Consider the following 214-nt stretch of genomic DNA (forward strand, 5'->3'; position numbering starts at 1 on the left):
ACGGACTCATAGCTCAGCTGGATAGAGTACTCGGCTACGAACCGAGCGGTCGGAGGTTCGAATCCTCCTGAGTCCGCCATTTAATGGGGCGGTTTTGTTAATCAAGGCAGCTTCATCAACCAGTGGTAATCTGGTCTAAAAATACCACCTACGGACTCATAGCTCAGCTGGATAGAGTACTCGGCTACGAACCGAGCGGTCGGAGGTTCGAATC

Annotated in this window: 1 tRNA gene; it reads left to right on the forward strand. The window is 51.9% G+C overall.

From position 1 onward, the window contains the following. The first annotated feature begins 2 nt into the window (after window positions 1-2). Window positions 3-79: transfer RNA gene (locus AC1MHZ_RS23570), tRNA-Arg, on the forward strand. The last annotated feature ends 135 nt before the right edge of the window (window positions 80-214 follow it).

Source organism: Pseudomonas sp. FA-1 (genome assembly GCF_056856075.1).